Annotated in this window: 19 protein-coding genes; 16 read left to right on the top strand and 3 right to left on the bottom strand. The window is 73.2% G+C overall.

From position 1 onward, the window contains the following. Positions 1 to 13 precede the first annotated feature (13 nt). Positions 14 to 703, bottom strand: a complete 690-nt coding sequence (locus EV567_RS23430; protein ID WP_130443290.1) for an N-acetylmuramoyl-L-alanine amidase — start codon at positions 701 to 703, stop codon at positions 14 to 16. A gap of 129 nt (positions 704 to 832) precedes the next feature. Between EV567_RS23430 and mnmA the strand changes: the two genes are divergently transcribed. Beyond that, positions 833 to 1,963: a tRNA 2-thiouridine(34) synthase MnmA gene (gene mnmA / locus EV567_RS23425; RefSeq protein WP_130443288.1), complete on the top strand. Its 1,131-nt coding sequence runs from the start codon at positions 833 to 835 to the stop codon at positions 1,961 to 1,963. A gap of 15 nt (positions 1,964 to 1,978) precedes the next feature. On the opposite strand, the gene EV567_RS23420 is transcribed toward mnmA, so the two are convergent. Next, entirely contained in the window at positions 1,979 to 2,761 is a 783-nt protein-coding gene (locus tag EV567_RS23420; RefSeq protein WP_130443286.1) for an alpha/beta fold hydrolase, read from the bottom strand. A 119-nt stretch (positions 2,762 to 2,880) separates the two neighbouring features. Here EV567_RS23420 and EV567_RS23415 point away from each other — a divergent pair, with 119 nt between their 5' ends. From EV567_RS23415 to EV567_RS23395, 5 genes are all read left to right on the top strand, one after another. Next, the gene (locus EV567_RS23415; protein WP_130443284.1) at positions 2,881 to 3,444 is read left to right on the top strand and encodes a TIGR00730 family Rossman fold protein; all 564 of its coding nucleotides are present in this window, start codon (positions 2,881 to 2,883) and stop codon (positions 3,442 to 3,444) included. 18 nt (positions 3,445 to 3,462) lie between these two features. Beyond that, complete coding sequence (locus EV567_RS23410; RefSeq protein WP_130443282.1) at positions 3,463 to 4,161, top strand: SDR family oxidoreductase; 699 nt, start codon at positions 3,463 to 3,465, stop codon at positions 4,159 to 4,161. Positions 4,162 to 4,221: 60 nt separating this feature from the next. After that, complete coding sequence (locus tag EV567_RS23405) at positions 4,222 to 5,223, top strand: methionine synthase (RefSeq protein WP_130443280.1); 1,002 nt, start codon at positions 4,222 to 4,224, stop codon at positions 5,221 to 5,223. A gap of 15 nt (positions 5,224 to 5,238) precedes the next feature. Next, entirely contained in the window at positions 5,239 to 7,431 is a 2,193-nt protein-coding gene (gene ligA, locus EV567_RS23400) for an NAD-dependent DNA ligase LigA (protein ID WP_130443278.1), read from the top strand. A 316-nt stretch (positions 7,432 to 7,747) separates the two neighbouring features. Beyond that, positions 7,748 to 9,988 (top strand): bifunctional diguanylate cyclase/phosphodiesterase, encoded by a 2,241-nt coding sequence (locus tag EV567_RS23395; protein ID WP_130443276.1) that lies wholly within the window; start codon positions 7,748 to 7,750, stop codon positions 9,986 to 9,988. A 19-nt stretch (positions 9,989 to 10,007) separates the two neighbouring features. Here EV567_RS23395 and EV567_RS23390 read toward each other — a convergent pair whose 3' ends face one another. Then, positions 10,008 to 10,592, bottom strand: coding sequence for a TetR/AcrR family transcriptional regulator (locus EV567_RS23390; protein WP_130443274.1), 585 nt, complete (start codon positions 10,590 to 10,592; stop codon positions 10,008 to 10,010). 89 nt (positions 10,593 to 10,681) lie between these two features. On the opposite strand from EV567_RS23390, the gene EV567_RS23385 reads away from it, so the two are divergent. The 10 genes from EV567_RS23385 (at position 10,682) to EV567_RS28425 (ending at position 20,038) form a co-directional block, all read left to right on the top strand. After that, the gene (locus EV567_RS23385; protein ID WP_130443272.1) at positions 10,682 to 11,053 is read left to right on the top strand and encodes a DUF4267 domain-containing protein; all 372 of its coding nucleotides are present in this window, start codon (positions 10,682 to 10,684) and stop codon (positions 11,051 to 11,053) included. Between the two features lie 94 nt (positions 11,054 to 11,147). Next, positions 11,148 to 11,444 (top strand): Asp-tRNA(Asn)/Glu-tRNA(Gln) amidotransferase subunit GatC, encoded by a 297-nt coding sequence (gene gatC / locus EV567_RS23380; RefSeq protein ID WP_095936815.1) that lies wholly within the window; start codon positions 11,148 to 11,150, stop codon positions 11,442 to 11,444. 5 nt (positions 11,445 to 11,449) lie between these two features. Further along, positions 11,450 to 12,943 carry an Asp-tRNA(Asn)/Glu-tRNA(Gln) amidotransferase subunit GatA gene (gatA, locus tag EV567_RS23375; RefSeq protein WP_130443270.1) on the top strand — a complete coding sequence of 498 codons (1,494 nt, stop codon included), beginning with the start codon at positions 11,450 to 11,452 and terminating at the stop codon, positions 12,941 to 12,943. Continuing rightward, on the top strand, positions 12,940 to 13,179 hold the full coding sequence (locus EV567_RS23370; protein ID WP_130443268.1) for a hypothetical protein: 240 nt from the start codon (positions 12,940 to 12,942) through the stop codon (positions 13,177 to 13,179). The genes gatA and EV567_RS23370 overlap by 4 nt, the downstream gene beginning before the upstream one ends. A 15-nt stretch (positions 13,180 to 13,194) precedes the next feature. Continuing rightward, on the top strand, positions 13,195 to 14,709 hold the full coding sequence (gene gatB / locus EV567_RS23365) for an Asp-tRNA(Asn)/Glu-tRNA(Gln) amidotransferase subunit GatB (RefSeq protein ID WP_130443266.1): 1,515 nt from the start codon (positions 13,195 to 13,197) through the stop codon (positions 14,707 to 14,709). 118 nt (positions 14,710 to 14,827) lie between these two features. After that, complete coding sequence (locus tag EV567_RS23360) at positions 14,828 to 15,154, top strand: hypothetical protein (protein WP_130443264.1); 327 nt, start codon at positions 14,828 to 14,830, stop codon at positions 15,152 to 15,154. A gap of 74 nt (positions 15,155 to 15,228) precedes the next feature. Continuing rightward, positions 15,229 to 15,804 (top strand): GNAT family N-acetyltransferase, encoded by a 576-nt coding sequence (locus EV567_RS23355; RefSeq protein ID WP_130443262.1) that lies wholly within the window; start codon positions 15,229 to 15,231, stop codon positions 15,802 to 15,804. A gap of 35 nt (positions 15,805 to 15,839) precedes the next feature. Further along, a complete protein-coding gene (locus EV567_RS23350; RefSeq protein ID WP_130443260.1) occupies positions 15,840 to 16,412 on the top strand; it encodes a hypothetical protein in 573 nt (190 codons plus the stop codon). A 252-nt stretch (positions 16,413 to 16,664) separates the two neighbouring features. Further along, entirely contained in the window at positions 16,665 to 16,856 is a 192-nt protein-coding gene (locus EV567_RS23345) for a hypothetical protein (protein ID WP_130443258.1), read from the top strand. Positions 16,857 to 16,939: 83 nt separating this feature from the next. Next, a complete protein-coding gene (locus EV567_RS28425; protein ID WP_130443516.1) occupies positions 16,940 to 20,038 on the top strand; it encodes a helix-turn-helix transcriptional regulator in 3,099 nt (1,032 codons plus the stop codon). Positions 20,039 to 20,049: the final 11 nt, after the last annotated feature.

The following is a 20,049-nucleotide window of genomic DNA, read 5'->3' as shown; positions in this document are numbered from 1 at the left end:
GGGCCGCCCGGCCTCACGCCGCCGCGGTGTGCGCCTCCCGGACGAGTCTCAGATACCGGTCCCAGTCCCAGTGCTCGCCGGGATCGGTGTGGTCCGTCCCCGGCACCTCCACGTGCCCGATGATGTGCTCGCGGTCCACGGGTATGCCGTAGCGCCGGCAGATCCCCGCCGTCAGCCGCGCCGACGCCGCGTACATCGCGTCCGTGAAGTCCCGCGGCCGGTCCACGAACCCCTCGTGCTCGATGCCGATGCTCCGCTCGTTGTACGACCGGTTGCCCGCGTGGTACGCCACGTCCAGCTCGCGGATCATCTGCGTGACACGGCCGTCCTGACGGACGATGTAGTGGGCGGCCGCCTTGTGCGACGGGTCCTGGAAGACCTTCACCGCGCTCGCGAAGTCCCCCTGCGTGACATGGACGACCACCCGGTCGATGCCGTAGTCGTCCGGCCGGTCGGCCCGGCGGTAGTTCGCCTCCGACGCCGCCACCCACCCCGCGCCGTGGAAGTCGACCGCTCCCTCCACCCGGGGCTTCTCCACCCCCGGCGCCCGCCACCACAGCCGGGCCAGCTCGTCACGCGCCAGCGCCGCGGAACCGGCCGCCGCCGCCAGCCCGCCCACCAGCAGGGCCCGCCGCCCCAGCCGCCGGTCGCCGTCCTTGCCGCTCGCCCCCATACGCACGCCCTGCCCCTCTGAATCCCTCATCCGCACCTCGACGCGCCCACCCGGACCGCCGTGCCCGGCCCGCGAGCCCCCTCCCGCACCGGGCCCTCGAACACTTCCAACGGATACGCACGGGTTCCGGTTCCCCGCGACCCGTACCCTGGAAGGGTTATGACTGAGACCTCGCAGCGCCCCCGCCCCCTTCGCGTACTCGCCGCCATGTCGGGCGGGGTCGACTCCGCCGTCGCCGCCGCCCGCGCCGCGGAAGCCGGCCACGACGTGACCGGCGTCCACCTCGCGCTCTCCGCCAACCCGCAGTCGTTCCGCACGGGCGCGCGGGGCTGTTGCACCATCGAGGACTCCCGCGACGCCCGCCGCGCCGCCGACGTCATCGGCATCCCGTTCTACGTCTGGGACCTCGCCGACCGCTTCCGCGAGGACGTCGTCGAGGACTTCGTCGCCGAGTACGAGGCCGGCCGCACCCCCAACCCCTGCCTGCGCTGCAACGAGAAGATCAAGTTCGCCGCGCTCCTCGACAAGGCGCTCGCGCTGGGCTTCGACGCCGTGTGCACCGGCCACTACGCCAAGGTCGTCGTCCGCGAGGACGGCACCCGCGAACTGCACCGGGCCTCCGACATGGCCAAGGACCAGTCCTACGTCCTCGGCGTCCTCGACGACAAGCAGCTCGCCCACGCGCTGTTCCCCCTCGGCGACACCGTGACCACGAAGGAAGAGATCCGCGCCGAGGCCGAGCGGCGCGGCCTCGCCGTCGCCAAGAAGCCCGACTCGCACGACATCTGCTTCATCGCCGACGGCGACACCCAGGGCTTCCTCGCCCGCCGCCTCGGCCGGGCCGAGGGCGACATCGTCGACGAGGCCGGCAACAAGCTCGGCACGCACGAGGGCGCGTACGGCTTCACCATCGGCCAGCGCAAGGGGCTCAGGATCGGCACCCCGGCCGCCGACGGCAAGCCGCGCTACGTCCTGGACATCTCGCCGGTGAACAACACGGTGACCGTCGGCCCCGCCGACGCCCTCGACGTCACGGGCCTGACGGCGATCAAGCCCCGCTGGTGCGGCACGGCCCCCGCCGGCCCTGGCGTCTACACCGCCCAGCTGCGCGCCCACGGCGGCGAGACCGAGGTGAGCGCCGAACTCGTCGACGGCACCCTGAACGTCGCCTTCACCGAGCCGGTCCGGGGCGTGGCCCCCGGCCAGGCGATCGTCCTGTACGACGGCACGCGCGTGGTGGGCTCGGCGACGATCGCGTCGACCACGCGCGCGACGACCGCGGCGGTGTGACGCCCCGAGGCTCCCTCAGGGCGTCAGGAACTCCGTGAGGACCGGCGCCAGGACGTTCGGGTCCACCATGTGCGTCTGGCCCTCCAGCGTCCGCTGCGCGCCCCGGGGGACCGCCCGCGCGACCTCCTCCACGGCCCGGCGCAGCCACGGCGGGCTCTCCGAGCCCGCCACGGCCAGCACCGGCACGCCGACCCCGGCCAGCAGATCCCGGGGCAGCAGCCCGTCGCCCATCACGGCGTCGTCGTAGGCGAGGGTCGGGGCCATCGCCTCCATCGACGCCCACATCGGCGACTGGCGTGCGCCCTCGATCACCGCCTCGGCCAGGCCCGTCAGCCGCAGGAACGACTCGACCGCGTCACCCCGCCGGTCCGCCGCCAGCGCCTCGGTCAACCGCGCGGTGTAGGCGGCACGCTCCTGCGCGCCGTTCTCGGAGAAGTCCGCGTACGGCGTCTCGTACACCGCCACCCGGCTCACCGGGAGTCCGCTCGCCGCCGCCCGGAGCGCCAGCGCGCCGCCCGAGGAGACGCCGTACAGCGCCGCCTCGCCGCCCGCCGCGTCGATCAGCGCGGCCAGGTCCTCCACCTCGCGCTCCACCGCGTACGGCGCCGTGTCACCGCTCTCGCCGCGGCCCCGGCGGTCGTACCACAGGGCGGTGAAGCGGTGGGTGAGGAGCCCGGCCAGCGGCGCCACCGTGCCGCCCGTCGACATCGCCCCGCTGACCAGGATGACCGCGGGACCCCGCCCCGCGCGCGTGTACGCGAGCTCGGTGCCGTCGCGCGAAAAGGTCTTCTCGTCCATGCCTGTGCACACTGCCGCACGACACGGCGGCGAGCGCTCTGCGACACCTCGCGTTCCGGAGAACAGGCGCCCCAGGGACGCCCGCCCGCCCGGATCGGGGGCCCGCGTACGGTGGCGGCATGCGTATCTGCGTCTTCCTCTCCGCCGCCGACCTCGACGACCGCTACACCGGCCCCGCGCGCGAGTTCGCGCGGCTGCTCGGCAAGGGCGGGCACACCCTCGTGTGGGGCGGCTCCGACGTCGGCCTGATGAAGGTGGTCGCCGACGGGGTCCAGGAGGCGGGCGGACGGCTCTGCGGGGTGTCGGTGGACTTCCTCGTGGCCACCGCGCGGTCGGGGGCCGACGAGATGGTCGTCGCGCGGGACCTGGCCGAGCGCAAGCGGCTGCTGCTGGAGAGGGCCGACGCGGTGGTGATCATGGTGGGCGGGACCGGGACGCTGGACGAGGCCACCGAGATCCTGGAGCTGAAGAAGCACGGCCACACCGACATGCCGGTGGTCCTGCTGAACACCGCCGGCTTCTACGACGGGCTCGAGCAGCAGTTCCGGCGCATGGAGGCCGAGGGATTCCTGCCCCGTCCGCTGAGCGACCTGATGTTCTTCGCGCAGGAACCCGCGGGGGCGCTGGCCCACCTGGAGGCCGTGACGTCGGCGGCCGCCGAGGCGGGCCAGGGCGCCGGGTGAGCCCACGGTGATGCGAGCATGGCGGGCATGGCTACTCATGTGATCACCGGGGCCGGTTCCGGCATCGGCGCGGCCGTCGCCCGCCGTCTCCACGAGCGCGGCGACGAACTCGTGCTGCACGCGCGCGACGCGGGACGGGCGAAGGAACTGGCGGCCCGGTTCCCCGGGGCGCGGACGCTCGTCGGCGACCTCGCCGACCCGGACCGGCTGTCCTGGGCCTTCTCGCACCAGACGCTGCCGGAGCGGGTGGACAGCCTGCTGCACATCGCGGGCGTCGTCGACCTCGGACCGGTGGGGGAGCTGACGCCCAAGTCCTGGCGCCATCAGCTCAACGTCAACCTCATCGCGCCCGCGGAGCTGACGCGGCACTTCCTCCCGCAGCTGCGGACGGCCCGCGGGCACGTCGTGTTCGTGAACTCCGGGGCGGGACTGAACGCCCACGCCGACTGGTCCGCCTACGCCGCCTCCAAGCACGGCCTGAAGGCCCTCGCCGACTCCCTGCGCCACGAGGAGCACGCGGGCGGCGTGCGCGTCACGTCGGTCTACCCCGGGCGGACGGCCAGTCCGATGCAGGCCAAGGTGCACCGGCAGGAGGGCAAGGAGTACGACCCCGGCCGCTGGATCGACCCCGAGTCGGTCGCGACGGCCATCCTCACGGCGATCGACCTGCCGAGGGACGCGGAGATCAACGACCTGACGGTACGGCCGGGCCGCTGACGGGCCCCACCGGGGTGAGGGCGTTCAGCCCGTCCGGGCGGGACTCCGTAGGCTTCTCGCGTGAACGCAACTTTCAGTTTCGGCTCCGCCACCGGCGTCGGGTCCCTGCCCGGCGGCGACGCCAGAGAGGCCGCGAAGACAGCCACCGGCTCCTTCGAGGACTTCCCCTTCCTCGCCGAACTCCCCGCCAGGGGCCCCGGCGCCGACATGATCGGCCGTACCGCGGGCCTCCTCGTGGAGCTCTACGCGCGCGTGGAGCCCAGCGGCTGGCGCATCGGCGACCACCCGGGCCGGGACACCAGACGGGCCAGGTCGTGGTTGGGGGAGGACCTCGACGCGCTGGAGGAGTTCACACAGGACCACCAGGGCCCCCTGAAGGTCCAGGCCGTCGGCCCCTGGACCCTCGCCGCCGGACTCGAGCTGAAGAACGGCGAGGCCGCCCTCTCCGACCCCGGCGCCGTACGCGACCTGTCCGCCTCCCTCATGGAGGGCCTGCGCCTGCACCTCGCCGAGGTACGGCGCCGCGTCCCCGGCGCCGACCTCGTCCTCCAGCTCGACGAGCCCTCCCTCACCGCCGTCCTGCGCGGCCGGGTGCGGACCGCCAGCGGCTACCGCACCCACCGGGCCGTGGACCGGCAGCTCGTCGAGGCGACGCTGCGGGACGTCGTCGGGGTGCACGCCGGGGGGCCCGTCGTGGTCCACTCGTGCGCGCCGGACGTGCCGTTCGCGCTGCTGCGCAGAGCCGGGGCTGCGGCGGTCTCCTTCGACTTCTCCCTTCTCACCGAACGTGACGACGACGCGATCGGCGAGGCGGTGGAAGCGGGCACCCGGCTGTTCGCCGGTGTCGTGCCCGGCACGGACACCGCATTGTCAGACCCTGCCGGTAGCGTCATGGGTGTCAGGACGTTGTGGCGCAGGCTGGGCCTGCGACCGGGGCTGCTCGCGGAAACGGTCACGGTCACGCCGGCGTGCGGCCTCGCGGGGGCTTCCCCGGGGTACGCGCGACAGGCGCTCGCCCACTGCGCCCGGGCGGCGAGATCACTCGCGGACAACCCAGAGTAACGGGAGGACGACACGGTGGCCGGCGACAGGCAAGCGGAGACGGCGGTGCCCAGCGAGGCACGGGAGCAGCACGCGCAGCTCGCCGAGCAGATCGAGGAGCACCGCTTCCGCTATTACGTGAAGGACGCTCCCGTCATCAGCGACGCGGAGTTCGACCGGCTCCTGCGCACTCTGGAGGCGCTGGAGGAGCGTCATCCGGAGCTGCGCACGCCGGACTCGCCGACCCAGAAGGTCGGGGGCGCGTACGCCACGGAGTTCACGGCGGTCCAGCACCGCGAGCGGATGCTCTCGCTGGACAACGCCTTCGACGATCTGGAGCTGGCCGCCTGGGCGGAGCGCGTCCACAAGGACGTGGGCGCCTCCGTGTACCACTTCCTGTGCGAGCTGAAGGTCGACGGCCTGGCCGTCAACCTCACCTATGAGAACGGCCGGCTCACGCGTGCGGCGACCCGCGGCGACGGCCGCACCGGCGAGGACATCACGCCCAACGTGCGCACCATCGCGGAGATCCCCGAGCGGCTCTCCGGGGACGGCGTGCCCACGCTCGTGGAGATCCGCGGCGAGGTCTACTTCCCGATGGAGAAGTTCGAGGAGCTCAACGCCCGCCTCGTCGCGGCCGGCGACAAGCCCTTCGCCAACCCGCGCAACGCGGCGGCCGGTTCGCTGCGCCAGAAGGACCCGCGCGTCACCGCCACCCGCCCCCTGCACATGGTCGTGCACGGCATCGGCGCCCTGGAGGGCTACGAAGGACTCACCCGCCTCTCCGAGGCCTACGACCTGCTGAAGTCCTGGGGCCTGCCCACCTCGCCGCACAACAGGGTGGTCGACGGCCTCGACGGCGTACGGGAGTTCATCGCGTACTACGGCGAGAACCGCCACTCGGTGGCGCACGAGATCGACGGGGTCGTCGTCAAGCTCGACGAGATCCCCCTCCAGGGCCGGCTCGGCTCCACCTCCCGCGCGCCGCGCTGGGCGATCGCGTACAAGTACGCGCCGGAGGAGGTCAACACCAAGCTCGTCAACATCCGTGTGGGCGTGGGCCGTACGGGCCGGGTGACGCCGTACGCCCAGGTCGAGCCGGTGACGGTGGCCGGCTCGGAGGTCGAGTTCGCGACGCTGCACAACCAGGACGTCGTCAAGGCCAAGGGCGTCCTCATCGGGGACACGGTGGTGCTGCGCAAGGCCGGTGACGTCATCCCGGAGATCCTCGGTCCGGTGGCGGACCTGCGGGACGGCAGCGAGCGGGAGTTCGTGATGCCGGCCGAGTGCCCCGAGTGCGGTACGGCGCTGCGGCCCATGAAGGAGGGCGACGTCGACCTGCGCTGCCCCAACGCCCGCACGTGCCCCGCCCAGTTGCGCGAGCGGCTGTACTACCTGGCCGGCCGCAAGGCCCTGGACATCGAGCACTTCGGCTATGTCTCCGCGGCCGCCCTGACCAAGCCGCTGGAGCCGAGCGACCCGCCGCTGGTCGACGAGGGCGACCTGTTCGACCTCACCATCGAGCGGCTGCTGCCGATCAGGGCGTACGTCCTGGACCAGGACAGCGGTCTGCCCAAGCGCGACCCGAAGACCGGCGAGGAGAAGATCGCCACGGTCTTCGCCAACCAGCAGGGCGAGCCGAGGAAGAACGCCGTCGCCATGCTGGAGAACATCGCGGCCGCCAAGGAGCGCCCGCTCGCGCGCGTTCTGACGGGTCTGTCGATCCGCCACGTGGGGCCGGTCGCCGCGGAGGCGCTGGCGCGGGAGTTCCGCTCCATCGACCGCATCCAGGCCGCGAGCGAGGAGGAACTCGCGAACACCGAGGGCGTCGGTCCGATCATCGCCGCCTCCCTCAAGGAGTGGTTCGCCGAGGACTGGCACCAGGAGATCCTGCGCAAGTGGAAGGCCGCCGGAGTGCGCATGGAGGAGGAGAGCTCCGGCGAGGACGAGGGGCCGCGTCCGCTGGAAGGCCTCACCGTCGTCGTCACCGGCACCCTGGAGCACTTCACCCGGGACGGCGCGAAGGACGCCCTGCAGAGCCGTGGCGCGAAGGTGACCGGATCGGTGTCGAAGAAGACGTCGTTCGTCGTGGTGGGTGACAGCCCCGGATCGAAGTACGACAAGGCGATGCAGCTCAAGGTGCCCGTCCTGAACGAGGACGGCTTCACCGTCCTGCTCGAACAGGGGCCGGAAGCGGCCACGGAGGCGGCCCTCCCGGCCGAGGGGTAGCACGGGACGCCGGCCGAAGACCCGGTCCAGGAGCGGTTGAAGGCCACTCGATCGGCGCATACCAGATGCATACGGGTGGCCGGGGCGCATTCGGGCAACCGTCGACGACCGCTGCCCGTGGACGCCGACCGCGGCCTACTGTTGAGGGGTGCGCCTGCCGTGCCCCGCTGCGGTCGGCGCATCCCCGTGAAAGACCCCGGAGCCCCGAGAGGCCCGCCGGGACCGGGGTGAAGGGCTTTCCGACGCGGCGCCGCCCGGACATCGCCGGGCGGCGGGCCGCGGGGCGTGGGCACCGCCGGCTGTGAGAGGGACGGGAATGGAACCGACCGAGAGCGCCGCCCCCGACTCAGGGCTGCGCCGGCGCCGGGCCGCCGGCGTCTGGTGGGGCAGCCGGTGGGTGGCGTGGACAGCGCCGCCCGAGAGCCAGCGGGCGCGCACCGGGACACCGCACGGCTCCATGGCCTCCTGCGCCTCCGCCGCACCGCCGGCCGGGTCCGCGCCCCGGCCCCCCGGCGACGGGGCCGAGCACCGGCCGCCCTGGCCGGTTCTGCCCATGGTGATCGTCTCGGCCGCCGCACTCGCCCTCGGCGCCGGCTTCTACCGCGCCTTCACCGGCCATCACGCCCTCTTCCCGTCCGGCGCGGCCGGCTGGTCGCTGGCCCTGCTGGCCGGCGTAGTCGTCGGCCATCTGGTCATGCTCGGCCGGGCGCGCTGGTGGGGCGGCACCGGATCGGGCGCCGCCCTCACCCTCGCCGTCCTGCTGCTCTACGGCTGGCTGCCCGCCGGACTGGTCAGCCTCACCGTCGTCGTCCTCGTCGGCGTGGCCCGGCGCCACCGCTGGCGACAGGGCGTCCTGCACGGCGCGGTCGACATCCTCGGCATCGGCTGCGCCGCCCTGCTGCTGGCGGCCTGCGGGCGGGTGCCGTCCGTCGAGCGCCCCTGGGCTCCCGACACCTGGACCCTGTACACCGCGCCGCAGGTGGCGCTGGTCGCCGTCGCCTATCTCTCGGTCACCCGCGTCCTGCTGTGGTACCTGAACGCGCCGCGCTCGGGCGGTCTGCCCACCGTCGCCCGCACGGCCCTGGTCCGCCAGGGGCTGGTCGCGGTCGCGTTGCTCGGCATAGCCCCGCTGGTGTGTGTGGTGGCCATGGCGAAGCCGGTCCTGCTGCCTCTGTTCGCCATCCCGCTCACCGCCCTCGACTCCACCCTGTGGATGGCCCGCGCCCGGGCCGAGGAGCAGTTGCGCGACCCGCTGACCGGGCTGCCCAACCGCCAGTGGCTCGGGGAACGCATCTGGACCGCCCTGGACGACGCCGAACGCATCGGCGCCCGGGCCGCGCTGATGCTGATCGACCTGGACCGGTTCCGCTCGGTGAACGACACCCTCGGTCATCTGGCCGGGGACCGGCTGCTCCTGCAGATCGCCGACCGGCTGCGGCTCGCGCTGCCCCGGGGGGCCGAGGTCGCCCGGCTCGGCGGGGACGAGTTCGCCGTCTTACTGCCCGTGGCCGACTCCACGACCTCCGCGACCCGGGTCGCCCGCGGACTCGTCTCCGCCCTCAGCTCCCCGCTCGACCTCGACGGGCTCACCCTCGTGCTGGAGGCCAGCGCCGGAGTCGCCGTCTTCCCCGACCACGCCCTCGACGCGGAGGGGCTGCTGCGGCGGGCCGACGTGGCGATGTACCAGGCCAAGCGGGACCGTACGGGCGTCGAGGTCTACGAGTCCAAGCGTGACTCCAACACCCCCGACCGACTGGGCCTGCTGGGAGATCTGCGGCGCGCGCTCGACGCGCACGAGGTGCAACTGCACTACCAGCCCAAGGTCCGCTTCGACGGGCAGGTCGCGGGCCTGGAGGCGCTGGTGCGGTGGGTGCACCCGGAGCGGGGGAAGGTGCCGCCGGACGAGTTCATAGCGATCGCGGAGTCCTCCGGGCTGATGCCGCACCTCACCGAGTACGTGCTGGAGACGGCGCTCGGGCAGGTCGCCGAGTGGCGCTCCCAGGGGCTGGACGTGCCGGTCGCGGTCAACGTCTCCCCGCGCGACGTGCACACCCCCGGCTTCGCCGGCTCCGTCGCGGCGCGGCTGGCCCGGCACGGGGTGCCCGCGGGTTCGCTCCAGCTCGAGATCACCGAGCATGTGCTGCTGGAGGATCCGCAGCGCGCCGCCGACACCCTGAACGGGCTGACCGCGCACGGCGTGAAGATGTCGCTGGACGACTTCGGCACCGGGTACTCCTCGCTGGTCCATCTGCGCCGGCTGCCGGTCAGCGAGCTCAAGATCGACCGTTCGTTCGTGGCCCGGCTGGCCGTCGACACGCAGGACGCCGAGATCGTCCGCTGCACGGTCGACCTAGCTCATTCGCTGGGCCTGCTCGTCGTCGCGGAGGGCGTCGAGGACGACGAGACGTGGGAGCGGTTGCGCGACCTCGGCTGCGACGCCGTACAGGGGTGGCTGGTCGCGGCGGCGATGCCCCCGCAGGAGGCCACGGCCTGGCTCCTGGCCCGAGGCTCCCGGGGCTGGCAGCGGCCACGGGCCGCCCTCCCCGCCGCCGAGTGACGTTCCCGCGCCGGTCCCGTCAGTCCGCCCGCGCCGAGAAGTGACCGATCAGCAGGGCCAGCCGCGTCTCATGGGCGTGCTCGGGCAGACGGCCGCTGCGCATCAGCGTGACCAGCCCGTGCAGGCACGCCCAGTACGTCTCCGCGAGGGCGCCGAGGTCGTCCCCGTCGGCCGCGATCGGCTGCACGGTCTGCAGCAGTTCACCGAACGCCTCCTGAAGCGCTGCCGGGGCCTCCGGCGTCGCGAACGGCAGGTCCACGGTGAGCGTGAAGATGGCGTCGTAGAGGGCGGGCCGGCGCCGGGCGAACGCGGTGTACGCCTCGCCCACCGCCGTCAGGGCGGCCCGGGCGCCGTCGGCGGCCGTACGCGCCGCTCGTAGTTCGACGGCCAGGTCCGCGCAGCCCTGGACCGCGACCGCCGCCATGATGGCGTCCTTGCCCTTGAAGTGGCTGTAGAGGACCGGCTGGCTGTACTCGATCTCGGCGGCCAGCCGGCGGGTCGTCACCGCCTCCCAGCCCTCGGCCTCCGCCAGTTCCCGCGCGGCCGTGACGATCAACTGCTCGCGCTCCGCTCGTTCGCGCTCCCGGCGCGTCTGAATCGACATGCTTCTGATTCTAGCAGCGCTAGCCAACCTGTCGACGCTCTGCTAGCTTCACTCTCATCCCTAGCGCCGCTAGCAAGGAGAAGACAGACATGACCGTCGCCGCGTACACCCTCGCCGTCGTGCTCGACCTGTTCTGCCTGTACCTCGGCTACTGCTTCCTGTTCCGGCCCGCGTCCGCCGCCGCCGGCTACGGCGTCCCGGCCGACCCTTCCGGCGACGCGGGCGCCTTCCTCACCGTCAAGGGCCTCAGGGACGGCGCACTCGGCCTCGTCGGCCTGGCGCTGCTGGTCTTCGCGGGAGCGCGCCCCGAGGCCTGGTTCATGCTCTGCGTGGCGGTGGTGCCGCTCGCGGACACGCTGATCGTGCTGCGGCACGGCGGCTCGAAGGCCACCGCGTTCGGCATCCACTTCGCCACCGCGGTCGTCGTACTGATCAGCGCCGCCCTGCTGTTCCTGGTCTGAGCGGGGCGCCCGCGCGAAACCGTTTCACGGTCACGGGCCGCCGCACCCTAGGATTGGCCCCACACCACACGCACTCACCCCAGAGGAACGCTGCATGCCTGGCATCACGCGCGAGGAGGTCGCCCACCTCGCCCGGCTGGCGCGTCTGGAGCTGAAGCCCGAAGAGCTCGACCACTTCGCGGGACAGCTGGACGACATCATCGGCGCGGTGGCCCGCGTCAGCGAGGTCGCCGACCAAGACGTACCGCCGACCTCGCACCCGCTCCCGCTGACGAACGTCATGCGCGTGGACGAGGTCCGTCCGTCGCTCACCCCCGAGCAGGCGCTCTCCGGCGCCCCGGCCCAGGAGCAGCAGCGTTTCAAGGTGCCGCAGATCCTGGGGGAGGACTAACAGCCATGACGGACATCATCAAGCTCACGGCCGCCGAGATCGCCGCGAAGATCGCCTCCGGCGAACTCACGGCCGTGCAGGTCACCGAGGCCCACCTGGCCCGGATCGAGGCCGTCGACGAGAAGGTGCACGCCTTCCTGCACGTCGACCGCGAGGGCGCCCTCGCGCAGGCCCGCGCCGTCGACGAGAAGCGGGAGCGCGGCGAGAAGCTCGGCCCGCTGGCCGGCGTCCCCCTCGCGCTCAAGGACATCTTCACCACCGAGGGCATCCCGACGACCGTCGGCTCGAAGATCCTCGAAGGCTGGATCCCGCCGTACGACGCGACGCTCACCCGGCGGCTGAAGGCCGCCGACGTCGTCATCCTCGGCAAGACCAACATGGACGAGTTCGCCATGGGGTCGAGCACGGAGAACAGCGCCTACGGCCCGACCGGCAACCCCTGGGACCTCACCAAGATCCCCGGCGGCTCCGGCGGCGGTTCCTCCGCCGCGCTCGCCTCCTTCGAGGCCCCGCTCGCCATCGGCACCGACACCGGCGGCTCCATCCGCCAGCCCGCCGCCGTCACCGGCACGGTCGGCGTGAAGCCGACGTACGGCGCGGTGTCCCGTTACGGCATGGTCGCCTTCTCCAGCTCCCTCGACCAGGGCGGCCCCTGCGCCCGTACGGTCCTGGACGCGGCCCTGCTGCACGAGGTCATCGCCGGGCACGATCCGCTCGACTCCACCTCCATCGACGCCCCGGTCCCGCCGGTCGTCGAGGCCGCCCGCAACGGCAGCGTCGCCGGCATGCGCGTCGGCGTGGTCAAGCAGTTCCGCGGCGAGGGCTACCAGGCCGGCGTCATCCAGCGGTTCGACGAGTCGGTCGCGCTGCTGAAGGAGCTCGGCGCCGAGATCGTCGAGCTGGACTGCCCGTCCTTCGACCTGGCCCTGTCGGCGTACTACCTGATCGCGCCGTCCGAGTGCTCCTCCAACCTCGCCCGCTTCGACGGCCTGCGCTACGGCCTGCGGACCGGCGACGACGGCGACCACTCGGCCGAGGAGGTCACCTCCCTCACCCGTGAGGCGGGCTTCGGCCCCGAGGTCAAGCGCCGCATCATGCTCGGCACGTACGCGCTGAGCTCGGGCTACTACGACGCCTACTACGGCTCCGCGCAGAAGGTCCGCACGCTCATCACCCGCGACTTCGAGAAGGCCTTCGAGCAGGTCGACGTGATCGTCTCCCCGACGACGCCGACCACCGCCTTCGCGATCGGAGAGCGTGCCGACGACCCGATGGCGATGTACCTCGCCGACCTGTGCACCATCCCCACCAACCTGGCGGGCAACGCGGCCATGTCGCTGCCCTGCGGCCTCGCGCCGGAGGACGGCCTCCCCGTCGGCCTGCAGATCATCGCCCCGGCCCTGAAGGACGACCGGCTGTACAAGGTCGGCGCCGCCGTCGAGGCCGCCTTCGTGGAAAGGTGGGGGCACCCGCTTCTCGAGGAGGCTCCGTCGCTGTGAGCGCACTGACCAAGGCCAAGAGCTTCAACAAGTCCAAGTCCGGTCTGTACCTGTCCATGGCCGGCACCGCGTTCGGCGCGCTCGGCGTCGCCAAGCGGCTCCGGAAGGCCCGCGCCGAGAACGACCTCCTGGTCGTGATCGACGCCACCGTGTCCGCCGCCGCCATCGTCACCGGCCTCGCCGTCCTGTACCGCGAGCTGAAGCGGCTGGGCGACGACGACGTCCTGCTGGGCTGAGAGGGAAAGTTCACCGTGACCACCACGACCGACCTGGTGTCGTACGAGGACGCGCTGGCGTCGTACGACCCCGTCATGGGCCTCGAGGTCCATGTCGAACTCGGCACCCGCACCAAGATGTTCTGCGGCTGCTCGACCTCGCTCGGCGCCGCCCCGAACACCCAGACCTGCCCGGTCTGTCTCGGCCTGCCCGGCGCGCTGCCGGTCGTCAACGCGACCGGCGTCGAGTCCGCGATCAAGATCGGTCTCGCGCTGAACTGCGAGATCGCCGAGTGGTGCCGCTTCGCCCGGAAGAACTACTTCTATCCGGACATGCCGAAGAACTTCCAGACCTCCCAGTACGACGAGCCGATCGCCTTCGACGGCTACCTCGACGTGCAGCTGGAGGACGGCGAGACCTTCCGCGTGGAGATCGAGCGCGCCCACATGGAGGAGGACACCGGCAAGTCGACGCACGTCGGCGGCGCCACCGGCCGCATCCACGGCGCCTCGCACTCGCTGCTGGACTACAACCGCGCCGGCATCCCGCTCATCGAGATCGTCACCAAGCCGATCGAGGGCGCGGGCGAGCGTGCCCCCGAGGTGGCGCGGGCCTACGTGCGTGAGCTGCGCGAGGTCATCCGGGCGCTCGGTGTCTCCGAGGCCCGGATGGAGATGGGCCAGATGCGCTGCGACGTCAACCTGTCGCTGCGCCCGAACGGCACGGAGAAGTTCGGCACGCGCTCCGAGACGAAGAACGTGAACTCGCTCCGGTCGGTGGAGCGTGCGGCGCGCTTCGAGATCCAGCGGCACGCGGCCGTGCTCTCCTCCGGCGGCTCGATCGTCCAGGAGACCCGCCACTTCCACGAGGACACCGGGTCGACGACCTCGGGCCGGGTGAAGGAGGAGGCCGAGGACTACCGGTACTTCCCGGAGCCCGACCTCGTCCCCGTCGCCCCGTCCCGCGAGTGGGTCGAGGAGATCCGCTCCGCGCTGCCCGAGCTGCCGCTGGCCCGCCGCAACCGGCTGCTCGCCGAGTGGGGCATCTCCGCCACCGACATGCAGTCGATCACCAACGCCGGTGCTCTGGACCTGATCGTCGCCACGATCGACGCCGGCGCCGACGCGGCCTCCGCCCGCAAGTGGTGGATGGGTGAACTCGCGCGCAGCGCCAACGAGTCGGGCAAGGCGCTCGACGAGCTGGCGATCACCCCGGCGCAGGTCGCCCGGGTCGCCGAACTCGTCGCGAAGGGCGACCTGAACGACAAGCTGGCCCGTCAGGTCATCGAGGGCGTCCTCGCGGGCGAGGGCACGCCGGACGAGGTCGTCGACAAGCGCGGCCTGAAGGTCGTCTCCGACGAGGGCGCGCTCACCGCCGCCGTCGAGGAGGCCATCGCCGGCAACCCGGGCATCGCGGACAAGATCCGCGGCGGCAAGGTGGCCGCGGCCGGCGCGCTGGTCGGCGCGGTCATGAAGGCCACCCGGGGTCAGGCCGACGCGGCCCGGGTCAAGGAGCTGATCCTGCAGCAGCTCGGCGTCACCGACGCCTGACCCGGCCCACGGGGTTTCGAAGGGGGACACGCCGACTCGGCGCGTCCCCCTTCGCGCGTCCCGGCTTCGGCGACCCCCCTGACCTGCCCCGCCGTAGAAGGCGCTACGCTCGCGCGGCATGAGTGCACGACCCGACTCCGGCAGGCAAGGCGACGTCCAGGGCGGTACGGCCGTCGACGAGGACGAGGAGTACGGCGTCGAGGACGCCCGGCGCGCCCGCTGGACGGCGACCGGCACCGGCGCCCTGCTCACCCTGGCCGGCCTCGCGGCGTCGCTCCTGCGGCTGACCGGCCCCGCCCCCGCGCTCGTCCCCGCCGCGTACGCCCTCGGCGCCGCCGTCTGCGCGCTCGCCGCGCTCCTCGGCTCCCGCGGCCGCACCCGACGCGCACTGTGGCTGCTCATCGCCGGAGTGATGATCATGGCCGTCGGCGACCAGTCCGACTGACGGCCCGGCCACGAGAACCGTCCGTGAGAGGCTCACCGAGGTCGGGACGGTCTCACGGGAGGAGCGGCAGCAGGATGTACGCGATATCGCTGGGCGACGACGGAGCGGAACTGCGCCCACTGGAGCCCTGGCACGCCGAGGAGTTCCTCGCCCACCTGGAACGCGGCCGCGAGTTCATCAACCGGTTCGTGCCCTTCGGCGCGAAGGCCACCGACGTGGACACCGCCCGCGAGCTGCTCCAGCGGTACGCCGACATGCGCGCCGCGGACACCGCCTCCCTGCACGGCCTGTGGCTGGACGGCCGGCTCGTCGGCGGCGTGCTGTTCCTGAACTTCGACGCCGAGCAGGGAAACTGCGAGGTCGGCTGCTGGCTGGAGCCCGCGGGCACCGGGCGGGGACTGGTCACCCGCGCCATGCGGGTGCTGATCGACTTCGCCGTCGAGCAGCGCGGCGTCCACCGCGTCGAATGGGTCGCCTCCGCGGGGAACGAGCCCAGTCTGAACGTGGCCCGCCGGCTGGGGATGACCAGGGACGGCGTACGGCGGGAGGCCTACCCCCATCACGGGGTGCGGCACGACCTCGAGACCTGGTCCGTGCTGGCCCCCGAATGGCGCGCCGCACGCGCGCGTGGCGCTCACAGCGGACGTTAAGAAACCTCTCAGACAGCGTCCGTACGGTGCGGGACATGGCAACCAGGACTGAAGACGAGAACGGCGTCACGACGGGCGCCGAAGCCGCCGAGAAGAAGGCCGACGGCCCGGGCCGCGAGACGACGGCCGAGGTCGCCGAGAACACGCCCCACGCGGCGGACGACACCGACGGCGAACCGACCGCACAGGCGGGCCGCGCCCCGGCCGCCGGACCCTCCGGGGTCGGCCAGGGCGCCGGTGCGGTGGTGTCGGTCGTGCTCGGCCTGGCGTCCCTGAACGGCGGCTGGCTCGGTACCGTCGCCGCCGCCCGTCAGACCCTCATCGGCCAGCTGGAGACCTCCTCGCGCGCCGGCGTGGCCCAGCAGATCCAGGCCGTCTACGGCGACGCCTGGCAGGCCACCGCCCTGTGGGCCGGCGTGTTCGCGCTGGCCGCGCTCGTCACCGGCTTCGTCGTGCTCGCCCGGCCCGCGTTCGGCGCGCCCGGCAGGCCGCAGGCGCCGTGGATCAAGTCGGTCGCCTGGGCGGGCGTCACGGTCGGCGTGATCGGCCTGCTGCTGGCCGTCCTGAAGTACACCGGCATCCTGTTCGGACTGCCGTCCGCGAGCTGAGCGCCGCGCCCGGCTCACCGGACGCACCGAGCGACGACAAGGGGCCTCAGGCCCGGCCGTAAGCACCTTACGGCCGCTCTGAGGCCCCTTACGCGTGTCTGAGGCCCCTTACGCGCGTCTGAGGCCTCCCGAGCGGCCCGAAGATGCGGAACCCTCCCGATGTGACGGACCACCCCGGCCCAGGAAGGTGGAGGCATCGCGGCGGACGGCGCCGCGACAGCAGCCCCGACCACCGGCATCCAGGGGGACACCGTGTTCGAGTACACCCACCAGCAGGTCCGGGCCGCCGAACTGATCCGGCGGGCCGACGACGAGCGGCTCGCCCGCGAGGCCGTCCGCGCCCGCCGCGCCGCCCGCCGCGAGGCCGCCGAACGCGTCTGCGCCGACAACGGCGCGCCCCGCGACGGCCGCCCGCGCCGGCTCCGGTCCACCCGGACGGCGTGAGCGCCGGCCGCGCTTCCCGCACCGCCGTGACGACGACCACCGCCGTGACGACGACCACTGGGGCGGTTCCACGCCGCTGTGCGATGCTCGCCCCCGTGGATACCAGGTGCGTCAGTCCCGTCTTCGTAGGCCGAGCCGAGGAGTTGGGCGTCCTGAACGACGCCCTCTCCCGCGCCGCCGCGGGAGAACCACAGGCACTTCTCATCGGCGGCGAGGCCGGGGTGGGCAAGACCCGGCTCGTCGAGGAGTTCGCCCGCACGGCCGCCACGGCCGCCACGGCCGCCACGGCCGCCACGGCCGCCACGGCCGCCACGGCCGGCCGCACCGGCGACCACCGCCCCGCCGCCGTCGTCGCCCTCGGCGGCTGCGTCGAGATCGGCGCCGACGGGCTGCCCTTCGCGCCCTTCTCCACCGCCCTGCGCGCCCTGCGCCGGGCACTGCCCGCGGAACTGGCCGCCGCGGCGGCCGGCCAGGAAGGCGAACTCGCCCGCCTGCTCCCCGAGTTGGGTGAGGCCACGGGTGGCCGGCACGACGAGGAGGGCATGGCCCGCCTCTTCGAACTCACCGCCCGCCTCCTGGAACGCGTCGCCGCCGACCGCACCGTCGTCGTCGCCCTGGAAGACCTGCACTGGGCCGACGCCTCCACCCGCCACCTCCTCGCCTACCTCCTGCGCACCCTGCGCACCGGACGCCTCGTCGTCCTCGCCACCTACCGCTCCGACGACATCCACCGCCGCCACCCGCTGCGCCCCCTGCTCGCCGAACTCGACCGGCTGCGCACCGTCCGCCGCCTCGAACTCGCCCGCCTCACCCGCGAGGAGGTCGGCCGGCAGGTCGCCGGCATCCTCGCCCAGGAACCCGACCCGGCCCAGGTCGACGACATCTTCGAACGCTCCGACGGCAACGCCTTCTTCGTCGAGGAACTCGCCGTCGCCGCCCACGAGGGCTGCCGCACCGGACTCACCGACTCCCTGCGCGACCTGCTGCTCGTCCGCGTCGAAGCGCTGTCCGAGAGCGCCCAGAGCGTCGCCCGGATCGTGGCCGAGGGCGGCTCCACCGTCGAGCACCGGCTGCTCGCCGCCGTCGCCCGGCTCACCGAGGACGACCTCATCGAGGCGCTGCGGGCCGCCGTCGGCGCCAACCTCCTGCTCGCCACACCCGCCGGGGACGGCTACCGCTTCCGCCACTCCCTCGTCCGCGAGGCCGTCAGCGACGACCTGCTCCCCGGCGAACGCTCCCGCCTCAACCGCCGCTACGCCGAAGCCCTCCAGGCCGACCCCACACTCGTCCCCGCCGACGAGCGCGTCATGCGGCTGGCCAGCTACTGGTACCACGCCCACGACCCGGCCAGGGCCCTGCCCGCCGTCCTCGACGCCTCCGTCGCCGCCCGCTCCCGGCACGCCTACAGCGAGCAACTGCGGCTGCTGGAACGGGCGATGGAACTGTGGGAGACCGTGCCCGAGGAGGTCCGCGCCCGGCTGCGCCCCGCCGACTACATCGAGGTCCCCCCGTCCCGCGACGGCGGCTCCGCCACCGAGCCGCTGTGCTACCTCGACCTCCTGGCCGAGGCGGCCGTCGCGGGACGCCTCTGCGGGGAACGCGAACGGGCATTGAAGATCACCAAGCGGGCGCTGCGCCTCCTGGAGGACGCCGACGACCCGCTGCGCGCCGCCTGGTTCTGGGTGCAGCGCTCCCGGCTGGTCCGCTTCCTCGGCCGGGGCAGCGGACGCGAGGAACTGGCCACCGCCCAGGACCTGATCCGCGGCCTGCCGCCCAGCGAGGTGCACGCCGAGGTGCTCACCCACATGGCCAACTGGTCGCTGCTGCACGCCCCGGGCCCCGACGCCTACTCGGCGGGCGAGCACGCCGTGGAGTACGCCCGGATGGTCGGCGCCCGCGAGGTCGAGCTCAACGCCCGCCAGATCCTCGGCGTCCTCATGGTCGACGCCGGCCACGTCGAGGACGGTCTCACCGAGCTGTACGAGGTCAAGGAGCGCGCGCTCGCCGAGGACGTCCCCTCCGTCGCCCTGAACGCCTACGTCAACCTGCCCAACGAACTGGAGGCCGTCGGCCGCTCCCACGAGGCCCTGCCCATCATCGAGGAGGGCGTGGCCTTCGCCCGAGGCCGCCAACTGGCCGAGAGTGAGGCCTGGATCCAGGCCAACCGGGCGGAATCCCTGATCTCCCTGGGGCGTTGGGACGAAGCCGAGCGCGCCTGCGCCGTCGCCGGCCGCATCGGCCTCGGCGTCGCCATGAAGGGCTTCCATGCCGCCCTGTCCGCCGAACTCGCCCTCTGCCGCGGTGACCTCACCGAGACAGAACGCCAACTGGAGGCGGCTCGAGGCTACTTCGGCGCCCAGGACCACTCACCCCAACACGAGATCCCCCTCGCCCGCCTCGCCGTCTCCCTCGCCGCGGCCGACGGCCGCCTGCAAGACGCCCGCGACCACCTCACCCGCGTCCTCGACCGGGGCTTCCCGCCCGGCGCCCAGCGTTACGCCTGGCCCCTGCTGATCACCGCCGCCGCCGTCGAGGGCGACGCCCGCACCCGGCCCGCCGCCGAGGAGGGCCGCGCCGCGGTCCTCGACCGCATCCGCGAGGCGGCCAAGCAGCTCCCCGCCATCGTCCCCGTCTGGCAGGCCCACGCACACTGGCTGTCCGTGGAACTCCTGCGCGCCGAGGGCTGTGCCGTGCCCGGGGACTGGTGCGCGACGGTCACCGCCTTCGAGGCCCTGGAGCGCCCCTACGACCTCGCCCGCACCCGGTACCGCCTGGCCGAGGCGCTCCTGGCCGCCGGCGGCGACGACGAACGCGAGCGCGCCGCCGAACTGCTCCGCCTCGCCCACGCCGTGGCCGGCCACCTCGGCGCCCGCCCGCTCGCGGACGCGGTCGCCCGGCTCGCCCAGCGCGCCCGCCTCGCCCTGGCCGCGCGAACGGCCGGCGCACCGGACGACCCCGTCCGCGCCCTCGGCCTCACCGACCGCGAACGCGACGTCCTGCGTCTGGTCTCCGCCGGCCGCACCAACCGGCAGATCGCGCAGGAGCTGTTCATCTCACCCAAGACGGCGAGCGTCCACGTCTCCAACATCCTGGCCAAGCTCGGCGTCTCCGGCCGCGGCGAGGCGGCGGCGACGGCGCACCGGCTGGGGCTCTTCCCGGCCGAGACGCCCGCGACGTCCTGAGGCGTACGCTG

Origin of the sequence: Streptomyces sp. BK239 (genome assembly GCF_004217285.1) — a bacterium.
In the GTDB taxonomy this organism is placed as follows: Bacteria; Actinomycetota; Actinomycetes; order Streptomycetales; family Streptomycetaceae; genus Streptomyces.
This window is presented reverse-complemented; position numbering and strand designations above follow the sequence as displayed.